14 protein-coding genes and 1 pseudogene are annotated in these 15,392 nt (G+C 72.4%); 5 read left to right on the top strand and 10 right to left on the bottom strand.

Annotation, left to right across the window (positions count from 1 at the left end):
- Window positions 1–468 precede the first annotated feature (468 nt).
- The 7 genes and pseudogenes from ABZW30_RS24435 to cobU form a co-directional block, all read right to left on the bottom strand.
- Window positions 469–984 carry a DUF4240 domain-containing protein gene (locus ABZW30_RS24435; protein ID WP_355673309.1) on the bottom strand — a complete coding sequence of 172 codons (516 nt, stop codon included), beginning with the start codon at window positions 982–984 and terminating at the stop codon, window positions 469–471.
- Between the two features lie 124 nt (window positions 985–1,108).
- Window positions 1,109–2,791: a 2-oxoglutarate dehydrogenase, E2 component, dihydrolipoamide succinyltransferase gene (gene sucB / locus ABZW30_RS24440; protein WP_355673310.1), complete on the bottom strand. Its 1,683-nt coding sequence runs from the start codon at window positions 2,789–2,791 to the stop codon at window positions 1,109–1,111.
- A 66-nt stretch (window positions 2,792–2,857) separates the two neighbouring features.
- Window positions 2,858–4,264 carry a dihydrolipoyl dehydrogenase gene (lpdA, locus tag ABZW30_RS24445; protein ID WP_263455757.1) on the bottom strand — a complete coding sequence of 469 codons (1,407 nt, stop codon included), beginning with the start codon at window positions 4,262–4,264 and terminating at the stop codon, window positions 2,858–2,860.
- A gap of 387 nt (window positions 4,265–4,651) precedes the next feature.
- Entirely contained in the window at window positions 4,652–6,157 is a 1,506-nt protein-coding gene (locus ABZW30_RS24450; RefSeq protein WP_355673311.1) for a leucyl aminopeptidase, read from the bottom strand.
- A gap of 257 nt (window positions 6,158–6,414) precedes the next feature.
- Entirely contained in the window at window positions 6,415–7,206 is a 792-nt protein-coding gene (locus ABZW30_RS24455; RefSeq protein WP_355673312.1) for an adenosylcobinamide-GDP ribazoletransferase, read from the bottom strand.
- Window positions 7,207–7,334: 128 nt separating this feature from the next.
- Window positions 7,335–8,450, bottom strand: a complete 1,116-nt coding sequence (locus ABZW30_RS24460; RefSeq protein ID WP_355673313.1) for a nicotinate-nucleotide--dimethylbenzimidazole phosphoribosyltransferase — start codon at window positions 8,448–8,450, stop codon at window positions 7,335–7,337.
- Between the two features lie 28 nt (window positions 8,451–8,478).
- Window positions 8,479–9,027 (bottom strand): annotated as a pseudogene (gene cobU, locus ABZW30_RS24465) (bifunctional adenosylcobinamide kinase/adenosylcobinamide-phosphate guanylyltransferase); the annotation flags it as partial.
- A 125-nt stretch (window positions 9,028–9,152) separates the two neighbouring features.
- Here cobU and ABZW30_RS24470 point away from each other — a divergent pair.
- Entirely contained in the window at window positions 9,153–9,353 is a 201-nt protein-coding gene (locus ABZW30_RS24470; RefSeq protein WP_355673314.1) for a hypothetical protein, read from the top strand.
- A 22-nt stretch (window positions 9,354–9,375) separates the two neighbouring features.
- On the opposite strand, the gene ABZW30_RS24475 is transcribed toward ABZW30_RS24470, so the two are convergent.
- Window positions 9,376–10,116, bottom strand: coding sequence for a methyltransferase domain-containing protein (locus tag ABZW30_RS24475; RefSeq protein WP_355673396.1), 741 nt, complete (start codon window positions 10,114–10,116; stop codon window positions 9,376–9,378).
- A 158-nt stretch (window positions 10,117–10,274) separates the two neighbouring features.
- Window positions 10,275–10,874 (bottom strand): DUF3043 domain-containing protein, encoded by a 600-nt coding sequence (locus ABZW30_RS24480; RefSeq protein WP_355673315.1) that lies wholly within the window; start codon window positions 10,872–10,874, stop codon window positions 10,275–10,277.
- A gap of 300 nt (window positions 10,875–11,174) precedes the next feature.
- Here ABZW30_RS24480 and ABZW30_RS24485 point away from each other — a divergent pair, with 300 nt between their 5' ends.
- Entirely contained in the window at window positions 11,175–11,984 is an 810-nt protein-coding gene (locus ABZW30_RS24485) for a PspA/IM30 family protein (RefSeq protein WP_355673316.1), read from the top strand.
- A gap of 37 nt (window positions 11,985–12,021) precedes the next feature.
- Entirely contained in the window at window positions 12,022–12,321 is a 300-nt protein-coding gene (locus ABZW30_RS24490; RefSeq protein WP_355673317.1) for a hypothetical protein, read from the top strand.
- Between the two features lie 99 nt (window positions 12,322–12,420).
- Here ABZW30_RS24490 and nadA read toward each other — a convergent pair whose 3' ends face one another.
- Window positions 12,421–13,605, bottom strand: coding sequence for a quinolinate synthase NadA (gene nadA, locus ABZW30_RS24495; RefSeq protein ID WP_355673318.1), 1,185 nt, complete (start codon window positions 13,603–13,605; stop codon window positions 12,421–12,423).
- Window positions 13,606–13,826: 221 nt separating this feature from the next.
- On the opposite strand from nadA, the gene ABZW30_RS24500 reads away from it, so the two are divergent.
- Entirely contained in the window at window positions 13,827–14,750 is a 924-nt protein-coding gene (locus ABZW30_RS24500) for an NADP-dependent oxidoreductase (RefSeq protein ID WP_355673319.1), read from the top strand.
- Window positions 14,751–14,901: 151 nt separating this feature from the next.
- On the top strand, window positions 14,902–15,366 hold the full coding sequence (locus ABZW30_RS24505; RefSeq protein ID WP_355673320.1) for an Lrp/AsnC family transcriptional regulator: 465 nt from the start codon (window positions 14,902–14,904) through the stop codon (window positions 15,364–15,366).
- Window positions 15,367–15,392: the final 26 nt, after the last annotated feature.

Genomic DNA, 15,392 nt, shown 5'->3' on the forward strand with positions numbered 1-15,392 from the left:
CCTCACCGGTGACGCCGTCCAGGGCCCAGGCCATGGTGGATCGGGCGTGAACGTCCAGCCCGACAGCAGTACGCTCGGTATACATCCGGTGCCTCTCGCAATTGCGGCACTACCGCCCACGGTCCGCCGGGGCGGCAACCCGCGACAACTTGCGTGTGAGGCTCCGGACCGATGCTGCCCGGCCCGCACCCGCACCTGCCGGGTCCGCCCCGGACAGTCGCCGGACAAGCTCCGGCCCGACTGGCCGACGTCAAGGCTCGCGCAGCGACCGCGAAGCGGCTCCGGGCTTGACGCCCGGCCCGCCGGGCCGGAAACCTCCCGCCCCGGGCGGACCCGAACCACACAAGCAGCGCACTTCATACGGTCTAATCCCAATGCCACTGACTTAACGGCGATCGCGAGCCGCTGACCTGTGGCGATGCTTCGGGCAGAGGGCCGTGGCAGAACGCAAAGTCACCGGCATTGGCCCTAATCCCCGTACCGCTCCCAGAGCTTGGGGAAGCGCTTCGCCATGACGTCCGGGTCGTCGAAGTCCAGTGCCGCCCCGCCCGGCCGCCCGGCTTGCCGACCGCCCACCTCGGGCAACGGCAGGCCGGTCAGCCGCTCGTACGCCTCGTCGGCCGCGAAGCCGAGGTCCTCGGCCTCGCCGTCCTCCTCCTCGTCGAACTCGGGCAGGAGGTCCGCCAGGTCGTCCGGCTCGGCCAGCCCGCCCTCGAAGACGTCCCGGCCCTGGCCGATCAGCCAGCAGCGGAAGTAGTCGAAGGTGTCCTCGGAGGCGCCGTCCAGCAGCAGGTAGGCCGCGCCCCACAGGTCGTAGCGGAAGGCGCGCTGGAACCGGGCCTCGAACAGTCGGGCGAAGTCGATCACGTCGTCCGGGGTCAGCCGGACGAGGTGCTCCACCAGCCGGTCGGCCTGTTCGTCGGGATCGCCGTCGGCGGCCTCCCGGGTCTCGTCGATGATCTGCCAGAAGTCGGTCTCGTCCATCACCGCTCCAGCATCCCCGCTCGGCCGCCTCCGCGCATGCCACGACGGGCGGAAACACGGCCCGGGAACGGCGGAACCCCGCGCCGTCCGGGGACGACGCGGGGTTCCGTACGACCGGGGTGCCCTACAGGCCGAGCTCGACCTCGAACTCGCCGGCCTCCAGGATCTCCTTGACCGCGACCAGGTAGCGGGCGGCGTCGGCGCCGTCCACCAGGCGGTGGTCGTAGGAGAGCGACAGGTAGGTCATGTCGCGGATGCCGATGGCGGTGCCGCCGTCGGCCTCGATGACCACCGGGCGCTTGACGGTGGCGCCGATGCCCAGGATGGCGACCTGGTTCGGCGGCACGATCACGGTGTCGAACAGCGCACCGCGCGAGCCGGTGTTGCTGATGGTGAAGGTGGCGCCGGACAGCTCGTCCGGGGTGATCTTGTTGTCGCGGACCTTGGCGGCCAGCTCGGCGGTCTTCTTCGAGATGCCGGCGATGTTGAGGTCGCCCGCACCCTTGATGACCGGAGTCATCAGACCCTTCTCGGAGTCCACCGCGATACCGATGTTCTCGGTGTCGAAGTAGGTGACGGTGCCCTCGGCGTCGTTGATCCGGGCGTTGACGACCGCGTGGACCTTCAGCGCCTGGGCGGCGGCCTTGACGAAGAACGGCATCGGGGAGAGCTTGACGCCCTCGCGGGCGAGGAAGCCGTCCTTGGCCTTGGCGCGCAGCGACATGATCTTGGTGACGTCCACCTCGACCACGCTGGTCAGCTGGGCCTGCTCGTGCAGGGCCTTCATCATGTTGTCGCCGATGACCTTGCGCATGCGGGTCATCTTGACCGTCTGGCCGCGCAGGGCGGACGGCGCGGCGGCGGCCTTCGGCGCGGCGGCCGGGGCGGCAGCGGCGACCGGGGCCGGGGCGGCCTTGGCGGCCTCCGCGGCGGCGATGACGTCCTGCTTGCGGATGCGGCCGCCGACGCCGGTGCCGGCGACGGAGGACAGCGCGACGCCGTGCTCGGCGGCGAGCTTGCGCACCAGCGGGGTGACGTAGGCGTCACCGGCGTCGGCGGCCGGAGCGGCCGGAGCCGGGGCGGCGACCGGGGCCGGGGCGGCGACCGGGGCCGGGGCGGCGACCGGGGCCGGAGCGGCAACCGGGGCCGGAGCGGCGACCGGGGCCGGAGCGGCGACCGGGGCCGGAGCGGCAGCGGCGGCACCCGGGGCGCCGATCAGCGCGAGCTGAGCGCCGACCTCGGCGGTCTCGTCCTCGCCGACCAGGATCTTGACGACGACACCGGCGACCGGCGACGGGATCTCGGTGTCGACCTTGTCGGTCGACACCTCCAGCAGCGGCTCGTCGATCTCGACCGTCTCACCCTCGGCCTTCAGCCAGCGGGTGACGGTGCCCTCGGTGACGGACTCGCCGAGCGCGGGCAGCAGCACCGGAGTGGCGTCGCCGGCCGGGGCGGCCGGAGCAGCGGCGGGGGCGGCAGCCGGGGCTTCGGCGACCGGGGCCGGGGCGGCGACCGGGGCCGGAGCGGCAGCCTCGGCGACCGGAGCGGCGGCGGCGACCGGGGCGCCGGAACCGTCGTCGATGATCGCCAGCTCGGCGCCGACCTCGACGGTCTCGTCCTCGGCGACCTTGATCGAGGCCAGGATGCCGGCGGCGGGAGCCGGGATCTCGGTGTCGACCTTGTCGGTCGACACCTCCAGCAGCGGCTCGTCGACCTCGACACGCTCACCCTCGGCCTTCAGCCAGCGGGTGACGGTGCCCTCGGAAACGCTCTCGCCCAGCGCGGGCAGTGTTACTGAGACCGCCATGGTTTCAGCGACTCCTATCAAGTCTTGCGTACGGGAAGTACTGGAAACGGGGGGTGGTGGGCGCGATCAGTCGTGCGCGTGCAGCGGCTTGCCGGCCAGCGCCAGGTGCGCCTCGCCCAGGGCCTCGGACTGGGTCGGGTGCGCGTGGATCAGCTGCGCGACCTCGGCCGGCAGGGCCTCCCAGTTGTAGATCAGCTGGGCTTCGCCGACCTGCTCGCCCATGCGGGCGCCGACCATGTGGACGCCGACCACGGCGCCGTCCTTGACCTGGACGAGCTTGATCTCGCCGGCGGTCTTCAGGATCTTGCTCTTGCCGTTGCCGGCCAGGTTGTACTTCAGGGTGACGACCTTCTCCTTGCCGTACAGCTCGACGGCCTTGGCCTCGGAGATGCCGACGGAGGCCACCTCGGGGTTGGAGTAGGTGACCCGCGGGACGCCGTCGTAGTCGATCGGCATCGGCTTGAGGCCGGCCAGGCGCTCGGCCACCAGGATGCCCTCGGCGAAGCCGACGTGGGCGAGCTGCAGGGTCGGGGCGAGGTCGCCGACGGCCGAGATGGTGGGCACGTTGGTGCGCATGTACTCGTCGACCAGGACGTAGCCGCGGTCCATCGCGACGCCGTTCTCCTCGTAGCCGAGGCCGGCCGAGACCGGGCCGCGGCCGATGGCGACGAGCAGCAGGTCGGCGTCGATCTGCTTGCCGTTCTCGGTGGAGACGCGGACACCGGTCTCGGTGTACTCGACGCCCGAGAAACGGGCCTTCAGCTCGAACTTGATGCCGCGCTTGCGGAACGCGCGCTCCAGCAGCTTGGAGGAGTTCTCGTCCTCCAGCGGGACGAGGTGCGGCAGCGCCTCGACGATGGTGACCTCGACGCCGAAGGACTTCCAGACCGAGGCGAACTCGACGCCGATGACGCCGCCGCCCAGGATGACGGCCGACTTCGGGATGCGGTCGAGCTTGAGGGCGTGGTCGGAGGAGATCACGCGGTTGCCGTCGATCTCCAGGCCCGGGATCGAGCGCGGCACCGAACCGGTGGCCAGGACGATGTGGCGGCCTTCGATGCGCTGGCCGTTGACGTCCACCGAGGTCTGCGAGGAGAGCTTGCCCTCGCCCTGGATGAAGGTCACCTTGCGGGACGCCACCAGGCCCTGCAGGCCCTTGTACAGGCCGGCGATGACGTCGTCCTTGTACTTGTGGACGCCGTTGATGTCGATGCCCTGGAAGGTGGCCAGCACGCCGAACTCGGCGGCCTCCTTCGTCTCGTCCGCGATCTCGGCGGCGTGCAGCAGCGCCTTGGTCGGGATGCAGCCGCGGTGCAGGCAGGTGCCGCCCAGCTCACCCTTCTCGACCAGGGCAACGCTCAGACCCAGCTGAGCGGCGCGGAGCGCCGCGGCGTAACCGCCGCTTCCGCCTCCGAGAATGACTACGTCGAAAACGGTGCTGGCGTCGTTCGCCACGTCACGTCCTCCATGCAATGGGGTGGGTCGCCGGGCCGGTCGCGGTCCGGTGGGTCGGAAGCCTTTGTGGGGCGCCCAGTCGTGCCGGAAATACATCTTCGCACTTGTTCGCGGTAGCTGATGTCCGGGTCCACCCCAGGGGTGTCCCACAGAGTGGTCACCAGGGCGGGAACACCCCCGACAGAAGGGCATCATCGCAGCTCAGGGCGGTATTGACGGCCGCCGGACGGGCGTCTCCCGGGCTGTTCACCGTCGCTGCTTCCGCACTGCGGAACAAAGTTTCGCCCTTGGCGAACAGGGGTGCGCCGGGATGGCGCGTCCTACTCGCAGGTAACCCGCGCGGGAACGCCCACGGGGGCCCGGCGCGTGTGCGCCGGGCCCCCGTGGAGGCTCAGGTCGGAAGGATCAGGCCTTGCCGCCCGCCGCGGTCTGCTCGGCGAAGCGGACCAGGGTGCGCACCGCGCTCGCGGTGCCGCCCTTCGGGGTGTAGCCGAACGGCGCGCCCTCGTGGAACGCCGGTCCGGCGATGTCCAGGTGCGCCCAGTCGACGCCCTCGGCCACGAACTCCTTCAGGAACAGACCGGCCACCAGGCCGCCGCCCATCCGCTCGCCCATGTTGGCCATGTCGGCGATGGTCGACTCGGTGAAGCCCTTGCGCAGCTCGGCCGGCAGCGGCATCGGCCAGGACTGCTCGCCGACCTCGCCCGCGACGGCGTGCAGGTTCTCGCGCAGCTCGTCGCTGTTGGACATCACGCCGAAGGTGCGGTTGCCCAGGGCCATCACCATGGCACCGGTCAGGGTCGCCACGTCGACGATGACGTCCGGGTTCTCCTCGCCGGCCCGCACGAGCGCGTCGGCCAGCACCAGACGGCCCTCGGCGTCGGTGTTCAGCACCTCGACGGTCTTGCCGCCGTACATGCGCAGCACGTCGCCCGGGCGGACGGCGGAGCCGGACGGCATGTTCTCGGCCAGCGCCAGCCAGGCGGTCACGTTGACGACCAGGCCCAGGCGCTTGGCGGCCACCACGGCGGCGAACACCGCGGCGGCGCCGGCCATGTCGCACTTCATGGTCTCGTTGTGGCCGGCCGGCTTCAGCGAGATGCCGCCCGAGTCGTAGGTGATGCCCTTGCCGACGAAGGCCAGCGTGGCCTTCGCCTTCGGGTGGGTGTAGGCCAGCTTCACCAGCCGCGGCGGGTTGGCCGAGCCGCCGCCGACGCCCAGCAGCCCGCCGTAGCCGCCCTTGGTCAGCGCCTTCTCGTCCAGCACCTCGACCTTGAGGCCGTGCTCCTTGCCGGCCGCCTGGGCGATCGCGGCGAAGCTCTTCGGGTTCAGGTCGTTCGGCGCGGTGTTGACCAGGTCGCGGGCCCGGTTCATCTCCTCGCCGATCGCGACGGCGCGCTCCACGGCGGCCTTGGCGTCCTTGCTGCCCTTGCGGGCGGCCAGCACGACCAGCTCGCCGACCGGGTCCTTGCCGTTGCCGTTGCCCTTGTAGGTGCCGAAGGCGTACGAGCCGAGCAGACCGCCCAGCGCGAGCGCCTCGACGTCGTCCGCGGACTCGGTCGGCAGGGCCAGCGCGGCCTTCTTGGTGCCGGCCAGGGCGCGGGCGGCGACACCGGCGGCGCGACGCAGCGCCTCCGAGGCGTAACCGTCCTCGTCGGCCTCGCCGAGGCCGACCGCGAGCACGAGCGGGGCCTTCAGACCGGCGGGGGAGGGCACCTTGACGGTCTCGCCCTCGGCGCCGGTCGCGCCCAGGGTGCCGAGGACCTCGGCCAGCTTGCCGTCGAACGCCTCGTTCACGGCCTCGGCGCCGGGGGCGAGCACGATGCCCTTCGGCCCCTTCGCGGCGCCGACCACCAGGGCGTCCGCGCGCAGCGAGGCGGCGGAGGAGGTGCTCACAGACAATGCAGTCACGTAATGCGTCCTGTTCTTTCGCGGTCCACGGCCGGTCGCGGCGTGGCTGCCGAACCGGCGCAGCCCGTCGTGGCAGGCCGTCCGCCGGCGGGTACGCGGATCCGGGCCCCCTGGTGTGCGCGGCCGCGACCGGCGGGCGCGCACACCAGAGGCCCCGGCTCCTCGCATACGCGCCGGCGGGCAGGACCTGCCACGGTGCAGGGCTGCGGTGCTTCACGCATGGTAGTCCGCATGCTGGGATCACGCGCCGCCCGGTGTCAGCCGAGCAGCGCCAGGGCGAACAGCGTGCCGGTGGCCGCGGTCTCGGCCATCGCCCCGAGCACGTCCCCGGTGATTCCGCCGAACCGTCGGACGCAGCGCCCCAGCAGCAGTCGGGCGCCACCGACGCCGAGCGCAACGGCCAGCGGGAGACGGAGGACTGACCATCCGTCGAACAGTCCGGTCGCGGCGAGGGCGAGCGCCCCGAGGGCCGTCCCGGCGGCGGCCCCGGCGGGCGTCACGGTGCTCGCCACCATCGCCCCGAGCCCGCCCGGGCGGGCGGCTGGCACCGATCGCAGACAGCCCCAGCCGAGCGCGCACCGGGCGGCCACCGCCGAGGCGAGCACCGCCAGCGCGCCGCGCGGTACGGAATATCCGAACTGTCCGGCCAGTGCGGCGACCTGGGCCAGCAGTACGAGAACCAGGGTCAGTACGCCGAACGGGCCGATGTCGGACTGCTTCATGATCCGCAGTGCGTCCTCGGCCGGCTTGCCGCTGCCCAGCCCGTCGGCGACGTCCGCCAGACCGTCCAGGTGCAGCCCCCGGGTCAGCGCGGCGAGCACCCCCACCGCCGCCACCGCCCCGAGCAGCCCGCCCGCGCGCCAGGCGACCAGCGCCCCGGCCCCGGCCGCGAGGGCGCCCAGCACCGCCCCGACCACCGGAGCCGCCGTCATCGCCCGCGCCCCCGCCGCCCGGTCCCAGCGCTCCACCCGCACCCGCAGCACCGACAGCGTCCCGAACGCGAACCGCAGCCCCTCGCCCCAGCCGGCCCGGTCACCGCTGTCCGCCATCGCTCCCTCTCCTCACCGCACGGCACCGCACAAGCAAAATCCCCGCGCCCCGAGTGGGACGCGGGGAACCGCGTGAAGCGGAAGGCCGGGGCCCACCGCCCGAGCGCTGACGCCCAAGTCGCCGGGCCCTACAGCCGCCGCAACAGGTCCGCCGCCGACGGCAGCTTCGGCTGCTCCTTCGGCGCCGCCGCCGCGTTCGACCTCGGCGCCTCGTCCGCGAGCGCGTCGCCCGCAGCCTGGAGCAACGGCAGCGCCAGCACCGCGCCGACGCCCTCGCCCATGGTGATCCCCTGGTCCTGCAGCGGCGTCAGGGTCAGCCGGTCGTACGCCTTCGCCTGGGCCGGCTCGCCGCTGGACTGTCCGGCCCGCCACCACTCCGGCGCCCGGAAGGCGATCCGCTGGGCGACCAGCGCGCAGGCCGCCGAGACCACACCGTCCAGCACCACCGGCAGCTGGCGGACCGCGGCCTGCAGCAGGAAGCCGGTGACCGCCGCGAAGTCGGCCCCGCCGGTCGCGCCGAGCAGGGCGATCTGGTCGCCGAGCACCGGCCGGGCCCGCCGCAGCGAGTCCCGGATGGTGGCGCACTTGACCATCCACACCCGGTCGTCGATGCCGGAGCCGCGCCCGCAGACCGCGGCGGCGTCCGTCCCGCACAGCGCGCCGATCAGCACGGCGGCCACTGTGGTGGCGCCGACCCCGAGGTCGCCGAGCAGCACCACGTCGGTGCCGGAGTCGGCCTCCTCGTCGGCCACGGCCATGCCGGCCCGGAAGGCCCGCACGGTCTCCTCCGGGGTGAGCGCGTCCTCGACGTCGATCCGGCCGGAGCCGCGCCGGATCCGGTGGGTGACCACCTCGTCAGGGAAGTCCGCGGCGTCGGTGTCCACACCGACGTCGACCACCCGCACCTCGGCGCCGTAGCGCGCGGCCAGCCGGGCCACCGGCGCGGTGCCGTCGAGTACGGCCCGCACCCGCGCCACGGTGCCGCCCTGGGCGGGCAGCCGGGAGACCCCGAGCGCGGCCACACCGTGGTCGGCGGCGAACAGCAGCACCTTGGGCGCCGACACCGGCCGCACCGGGGAGTGCCCCTGCACGGACGACAGCCAGCTGCCCAGCTCCTCCAGCTTGCCGAGCCCGCCACGCGGCCGGCCGGCCTCCTGCCAGCGCTCCTCGGCGGCCCGCCGGGCGCTGTCGTCGGGGCGCTCGACGAGCGAGGAGAACGTATCGAGATCCACGGTCGTGTCCATCGTCCGGAAGGCTACACGCCAAAGGTATTCAGGCTGCGGCTGGCTTGACTGTGACGACCTGTCCCGCCACGACCAGCAGCACACGCTCCGAGGCGTCGGCCACGGCCATGTTGAGCCGGCCCAGGGTGTCGCGGAAGCGTCGGCCCGCGGCGGTGGCCGGGACGACACCCATGCCGACCTCGTTGCTCACCGCGACGACCGTCCGCGAGGTGGCCGCCCAGGCCGAGGCCAGCGCCTCGCAGCGGCGCTGCACCGCGGCCTCGCCGCCGTTCGCCCAGGCCCCGTCGTCCCAGGCGTCGCACTCGTCCATCACCGCGGTCAGCCACAGCGCCAGGCAGTCGATCAGCACCGGAGCCGGGTCGTCGGCGTCGTCGAGCACGGCCGCCAGGTCGCAGGTCTCGGCGGTGCGCCAGCTCGCCGGCCGGCGCTCGCGGTGCAGCTCGATCCGCTGGGCCCACTCGGCGTCGCCGTCCCGGGTGCCGCCGGTGGCCACGTACAGGACGTCCGGCCGGTCGGCGAGCAGCTGCTCGGCGCGGGTGGACTTGCCGGAGCGCGCGCCGCCGAGCAGCAGCGTGCGGGGGAGCGGGAGGTGGGTCGCCATGCCGCTCATCCTGCCCGACCAGGCATACGGAAGATCCGGCCGGGCAGGCTATGGTGCGCACCACATAGGAAGCGGGCAGCGGGAAGCGGGAGGAGCCGGGCATGGTCTGGACGTGGCGGTACGAGAAGGCGGACGGCAGCACGGTGACGCCCAGCGGCGGCCAGGAGGAGTTCGCCGGCCAGGGGGACGCCGAGACCTGGATCGGGGAGACCTGGAAGCAGCTCGTCGAGGACGGCGTGGACACCGCGGTCCTGCTGGAGGACGGTCAGCAGGTCTACACGATGAGCCTGCACGAGGAGTAGCCCGCCGGCCGGTCGGGGCGGGCTACTTCGCCCCGACCACGTGCAGCAGTGCCGCGACCTGCCGGTACGGGTCGGTGCGGCCGGCCCGGTCCTCGGCTTCCAGCAGCTGGGCCAGCTGCCGCCCGTCCACCGGCGGGGTCGCGTCGTCGGGCGCGTTGTCGGTGAAGACCCGCACGCCGTACCAGTGCCGGAGCGGCACCGACACCTCGGAGAGGGTGACGGACAGGTCGGCGAGCCGGTCGGCGCGGGCGGCCAGTCCGAGCCGGTTGTAGTACCGGTCGCTCTCGAAGGCGTGCAGGGCGGCTCGCCAGTCCCCGGCGGCGGCGGGCCGCAGCGCGAGCGCGTCGCGGTTGCGGACCAGCAGCGAGAGCAGACCGCCGGGCGCCAGGAGCCGGGCCAGCGAGGCGATCATCGGGTCCGGGTCGGGCAGGTACATCAGGACGCCGTGGCAGAGCACCACGTCGAAGCTGCGCGGGCCGAACCAGCGCCCGCACTGGTGGCCGTCACCGCTGAGCAGCTGCAGCCGGCCGCGCACCTCGGGCGGCTCCTCGGCCAGCGCCCCCTGGGCGACGCCGAGCGCGACCGGGTCGGAGTCGATCCCGGTGACGTAGTGGCCGGCCCTGGCCAGTCGCAGGGCCTGGGTGCCCTGGCCGCAGCCGATGTCGAGGACGCGCTGCGCGGTTCGGCAGGTCAGCTGCTCGGCGAGCTGGCGGGAGACGAGCTCCTGGCGGACGAAGTTGCGCAGTCCGCCGAGCCGGTCCAGCCAGGCGCCGGTCCCGCCGGCGAAGGAGCCGCTGCGCGAGGGCAGTCGGCGCTCCTGGCCGAGCCGGTCGTGGCCGCCGTCCCCCTGTCCGGGTAGCGCGTACAGGCCGGGCCCCTCCCAGGACGGCGGGGCCCAGCCGGAGTCCACCGGTTCGGCGGTCAGGGCTTCTCTCCGCGCCGCACCTGCGGCTTGGGCAGGCGCAGCCGGCGCATCTGCAGGGTGCGCATGATCCCGTAGACGACCGCGCCGCGGGTGTTCTGGCCGGTGAAGCGCTCGCCCAGCTGCTTGCGCAGGCCGAAGCCGAGGCGGACGAAGTCCAGGATCACCAGGATGAAGAAGAGCAGGAACAGCAGCGTGGACAGCAGCTGCAGGGCCTGCACCTTGACGATGCTCAGCACCAGGATGACCACGGCGGCCGGCAGGAAGAACTCGGCGAGCGACCAGCGGGCGTCCACGTAGTCGCGGGCGAACTTGCGCACCGGGCCCTTGTCGCGGGCCGGCAGGTGGCGCTCGTCGCCGTCCATCAGGGCCTGGCGCTGCTTCTCGCGTTCGACCCGCATCCGGTCGCGTGCCTGGCGGGAGGCCTCCTTGCGGTCCTTGGGCACCGTCACCCGGGTGCGCCGGTTGGCCTCGGCCTCACTGCGCTTGGGGGTGGGGCGGCCCTTCTTGGCCTGCGGGTGGCGGGCCTGGGTCGTCTCGTCCTGCTTCTCCAGCACGGTGGCGGAGGCGGCGGCATCATCTGAACGGCGTCGGAACACACCACCAGCGTACGGGGTGCGCGGCTACGACCACGGGTCCCCTCGGACCCAAACGCATATCGATCCTCCGGTCCGGGCTCCGACCCGGGTTTCCCGGGCTCTTCCCGTAGGGGATCGATCGGATGGAGTATGGGCAGGATGAGAGGCGGATCCACCCGGGGGATGAGGAACCCCCGCTGGTCGCTGTAGCAGTCTTGTTGCAGGCAGGTGCACTGCGGCGAAGGGCTCGCTGCACATACACTCGTCGTGTCTGGTAACGAGATATACACCGCAGGCCGGAGAAGGGGGCACCCGAGGCCCATGAGCGACGGAATCATGAAGCGTATGGGGCTGATCTTCCGCTCCAAGGCGAACAAGGCCTTGGACCGGGCGGAGGATCCGCGTGAGACGCTCGACTACTCCTACCAGAAGCAGCTCGAGTTGCTGCAGAAGGTACGGCGTGGTGTCGCGGACGTCGCGACCTCGCGCAAGCGCCTGGAACTCCAGCTGACCCAGCTCCAGCAGCAGTCCGCGAAGTACGAGGACCAGGGCCGCAAGGCGCTGTCCCTCGGCCGCGAGGACCTCGCGCGCGAGGCGCTGACCCGCAAGGCCAACATGCAGTCCCAGATCAACGACCTGGAGACGCAGTACCAGGCCCTGCAGGCCGAGGAGGAGAAGCTCACGCTGGCCTCCCAGCGGCTGCAGGCCAAGGTGGACGCCTTCCGCACCAAGAAGGAGACCATCAAGGCCACCTACACCGCGGCCCAGGCGCAGACTCGCATCGCCGAGTCCTTCTCCGGCATCTCGGAGGAGATGGGCGACGTCGGCCTGGCCATCCAGCGGGCCGAGGACAAGACCGCGCAGATGCAGGCCCGGGCCGGCGCGATCGACGAGCTGCTCGCCTCCGGCGCGCTCGACGACGCCAGCGGTCTCGGCCGCAAGGACGACATCGAGGCCGAGCTGGAGCGGGTGGCCGGCGGCTCCGACGTCGAGCTGGAGCTCGCCCGGATGAAGGCCGAGCTGGCCGGCGGCCCCGCCTCCGGTCCGGCCGCGATCGAGCAGGGCAAGCCGGCCCAGCAGCCGCAGGACGCGCACCCGCAGGACACCCCGCGCATCAACTACAACAAGTGACCTGAGCTCGACCCCACGAACCAGGGAGACGCACGGCATGATCATGAGGGTCATGGGTGAGGGGCAGTTCGAGGTGGGCGAGGACCACCTGAACCTGCTCAACCAGCTCGACGACGAGCTGCTCACCGCAGTGGAGTCGGGCGACGAGGAGAACTTCCGCCAGGCCTACGGCAAGCTGCTCGACGCGGTGATGCGGTACGGCACCCGGCTGCCCGACGACGCTCTGGAGCCGTCCGACCTGATCCTGCCGAGTTCCGAGGCGACGATCAGCGAGGTCCGCGCACTGCTGCTGTCCGAGGGCGAGGGCGTGATCCCGGGGTTCCCCGAGTACGAGTAGCTCTTCGGCTGCTGCCAGACGAAAGGGCGGGCCCCCTCCGGTGGGAGGGGGCCCGCCCTTCGCTGTGCTGGTCGCCCGCTCGCGGGTCCCGGGGCAGGACTACGGCAGGGCCAGCATCCGGTCCAGCGCCGCCTTCGCGTACTTCTCGGTCTCCGGGTCGACGGTGATCACGTTCGGGACCCGGCCGTCGACCAGCGACTCCAGCGCCCAGACCAGGTGCGGCAGGTCGATCCGGTTCATGGTCGAGCAGAAGCAGACCGCGCGGTCCAGGAAGACGATCTCCTTGTCCGGGTGCGCCTTGGCCAGGCGGCGGACCAGGTTCAGCTCGGTGCCGATGGCCCACTTGGAGCCGGGCTCGGCGGCGTCCAGAGCCTTGATGATGTACTCGGTCGAGCCCACCATGTCGGCGGCCGCGACGACCTCGTGCTTGCACTCGGGGTGCACCAGGACGTTCACGCCGGGTATCCGCTCGCGGACGTCGTTCACCGAGTCCAGGCTGAAGCGGCCGTGCACCGAGCAGTGGCCGCGCCAGAGGATCATCTTCGCGTCCCGCAGCTGGTCGGCGGTCAGGCCGCCGTTCGGCTTGTGCGGGTTGTAGACGACGCAGTCGTCCAGCGAGAAGCCCATGTCCCGCACCGCGGTGTTGCGGCCGAGGTGCTGGTCGGGCAGGAAGAGCACCTTCTCGCCCTGCTCGAAGGCCCACTCCAGGGCGCGCTTGGCGTTGGAGGAGGTGCAGATGAGGCCGCCGTGCTTGCCGGTGAAGGCCTTGATGTCGGCGGAGGAGTTCATGTACGAGACCGGGACGGTCACGTCGGCTATGCCGGCGTCGGTCAGCGCGTCCCAGCACTCGGCGACCTGCTCGGCGGTGGCCATGTCGGCCATCGAGCAGCCGGCCGCGAGGTCGGGGAGGACGACCTGCTGCCTGTCGCTGGTGAGGATGTCCGCCGACTCGGCCATGAAGTGCACGCCGCAGAAGACGATGTACTCGGCCTCGGGGCGGGCCGCCGCGTCGCGCGCGAGCTTGAAGGAGTCGCCGGTGACGTCGGCGAACTCGATCACCTCGTCACGCTGGTAGTGGTGCCCGAGGATGAAGACGCGGTCGCCGAGCGCGGCCTTGGCCGCGCGGGCGCGCTCGACGAGGTCCGGGTCGGAGGCCGGGGGGAGGTCGCCGGGGCACTCGACGCCGCGCTCGCTGTTCGGGTCGGCCTCCCGGCCGAGCAGCAGCAGAGCGAGCGGCGTCGGAGTGGGGTCGACGCCGTAGGTCTCGGTGATGGTGGTGGTCACGGGCGGGTGCCCTTCTGTGCGGCCGATCAAGCGGTGAAGCCTTTTCGTCTATCTGACACTATCTATTCTAACCGGTTAGCGTCAGAGTGACGATGGCCGTCCTGTCGATGTGACGAGAACCGCTCGCCGAAAGGAAGCCCCGGCGGAGCCGGATACCCCGATTCGGGGCAGTCTGGTGTGGCCGAATCGATATTTCGAAGCCGCCGGGTATGGCTGAGCCCATGAAGGCAATCGCGATCAACCGCTACGGCGGCCCCGAGGTGGTCGAGTACACCGACCTGCCCGACCCCAAGGTCGGGCCCGACTCGGTCCTGGTGCAGGTGCGGGCGGCCGGGGTGAACCCGGTGGACTGGAAGGTCCGGGACGGTGCCCTGGACGGCATGCTGGACGTCCACTTCCCGTTGGTCATGGGCTGGGACGCGGCCGGCGTGGTCCGTGCCGTCGGCGGCGGGGTGACGGAGTTCGCCCCCGGCGACGAGGTCTACGGCTACGTCCGCAAGGACGCCGTCGAGCACGGCACCTACGCCGAACTGGTCTCCGCCCCGGTCCGCACCCTCGCCCGCCGGCCCGCCGCGCTGGACTGGGCGCAGTGCGGCGGCCTGCCGCTGGCCGGGCTCACCGCGCTGCAGAGCCTGCGGGCGTTGGGGCTTCGCGAGGGCGAGACCCTGCTGGTGCACGCGGCGGCCGGCGGGGTGGGCCACCTGGCCGTCCAGATCGCCCGCGCCCGCGGCGCCCGGGTGATCGGTACGGCGGGCGAGCGCAACCACGACTACCTGCGCGGCCTGGGCGCCGAACCGGTCACGTACGGCGAGGGCCTGGCCGAGCGGGTCCGCGAGGTCGCCCCCGACGGCGTGGACGCGGCGCTCGACCTGGTCGGCCGCGGCGCCGTCCAGGTCTCGGCCGGGCTGGTGGCTGATCCCGGCCGGATCGCCTCGATCACCGACTTCGGGGTGAAGGCCCTCGGCGGCCACTACGTCTGGGCCCGCCCGGACGCCGCCGGCCTGGCCGAACTGGCCGCGCTCGCGGACGACGGCCGGCTGACCGTCACCGTCGCCTCCACCTTCCCGCTGGCCCAGGCGGCCTCGGCCCAGGCGCTCAGCGCCGAGGGCCGGACCAGGGGAAAGATCGTCCTCCTCGTGGACTGACGTCCTCCTCCGCGTCATCCGTCGGCGATGAACTCGTTCAGGTCATCCGCCAGAATGGGTGGCGAACCGTTTCGGCAGCGATGGTGGCCGAGCACCAGTCGCCGCCGGGACACACCGTCGAACCCCGCACGACCCGTGGAGCCCCGCACCGATGACCAACAGCCGAGCGCACGAGGTGATCGGGGCGGACCTGGACGAGACCGACCGGCAGCTCCTCGCCCGGCTCGGCAGCGACGGCCGCGCCTCCTACGCCGAGATCGGCCTGCAGGTGAACCTCTCCGCCACCGCCGTGCGCCGTCGGATCGACCGGCTCCGGGCGCGCGGCGTGGTGCGGGGCTTCACCGTGGTGCTCGACCCGGCCGTGCTCGGCTGGCAGACCGAGGCCTTCGTCGAGGTCTACTGCCGCGAGCGCACCGCACCCGAGGAGATCCTCGCCAGCCTGCGCCAGTTCCCCGAGGTGATCGCCGCCTGGACGGTCACCGGCGACCCGGACGCCCTGGTCCACCTCCGGGCCGCCGACATGCGCCATCTGGAGGCCGTCATCGAGCGCATCCGGCGCGAGCCCGGTGTCCAGCGCAGCCGCTCCTCGGTGGTCCTCTCCCAGCTGATCGGCTAGGGCCCGCCCCAGGCCCGTCGCGCCCC

Origin of the sequence: Kitasatospora sp. NPDC004669 (assembly GCF_040609455.1) — a bacterium.
GTDB lineage: Bacteria > Actinomycetota > Actinomycetes > Streptomycetales > Streptomycetaceae > Kitasatospora.

What these genes read in the sequence shown, in the direction of transcription:
- ABZW30_RS24435 (WP_355673309.1), bottom strand. Translation starts at nt 984, where the DNA reads ATGGACGAGACCGACTTCTGGCAGATCATCGACGAGACCCGGGAGGCC.
- sucB (WP_355673310.1), bottom strand. Translation starts at nt 2,791, where the DNA reads ATGGCGGTCTCAGTAACACTGCCCGCGCTGGGCGAGAGCGTTTCCGAG.
- ABZW30_RS24455 (WP_355673312.1), bottom strand. Translation starts at nt 7,206, where the DNA reads ATGGCGGACAGCGGTGACCGGGCCGGCTGGGGCGAGGGGCTGCGGTTC.
- ABZW30_RS24460 (WP_355673313.1), bottom strand. Translation starts at nt 8,450, where the DNA reads ATGGACACGACCGTGGATCTCGATACGTTCTCCTCGCTCGTCGAGCGC.
- ABZW30_RS24470 (WP_355673314.1), top strand. Translation starts at nt 9,153, where the DNA reads ATGGTCTGGACGTGGCGGTACGAGAAGGCGGACGGCAGCACGGTGACG.
- ABZW30_RS24485 (WP_355673316.1), top strand. Translation starts at nt 11,175, where the DNA reads ATGAGCGACGGAATCATGAAGCGTATGGGGCTGATCTTCCGCTCCAAG.
- ABZW30_RS24490 (WP_355673317.1), top strand. Translation starts at nt 12,022, where the DNA reads ATGATCATGAGGGTCATGGGTGAGGGGCAGTTCGAGGTGGGCGAGGAC.
- ABZW30_RS24500 (WP_355673319.1), top strand. Translation starts at nt 13,827, where the DNA reads ATGAAGGCAATCGCGATCAACCGCTACGGCGGCCCCGAGGTGGTCGAG.
- ABZW30_RS24505 (WP_355673320.1), top strand. Translation starts at nt 14,902, where the DNA reads ATGACCAACAGCCGAGCGCACGAGGTGATCGGGGCGGACCTGGACGAG.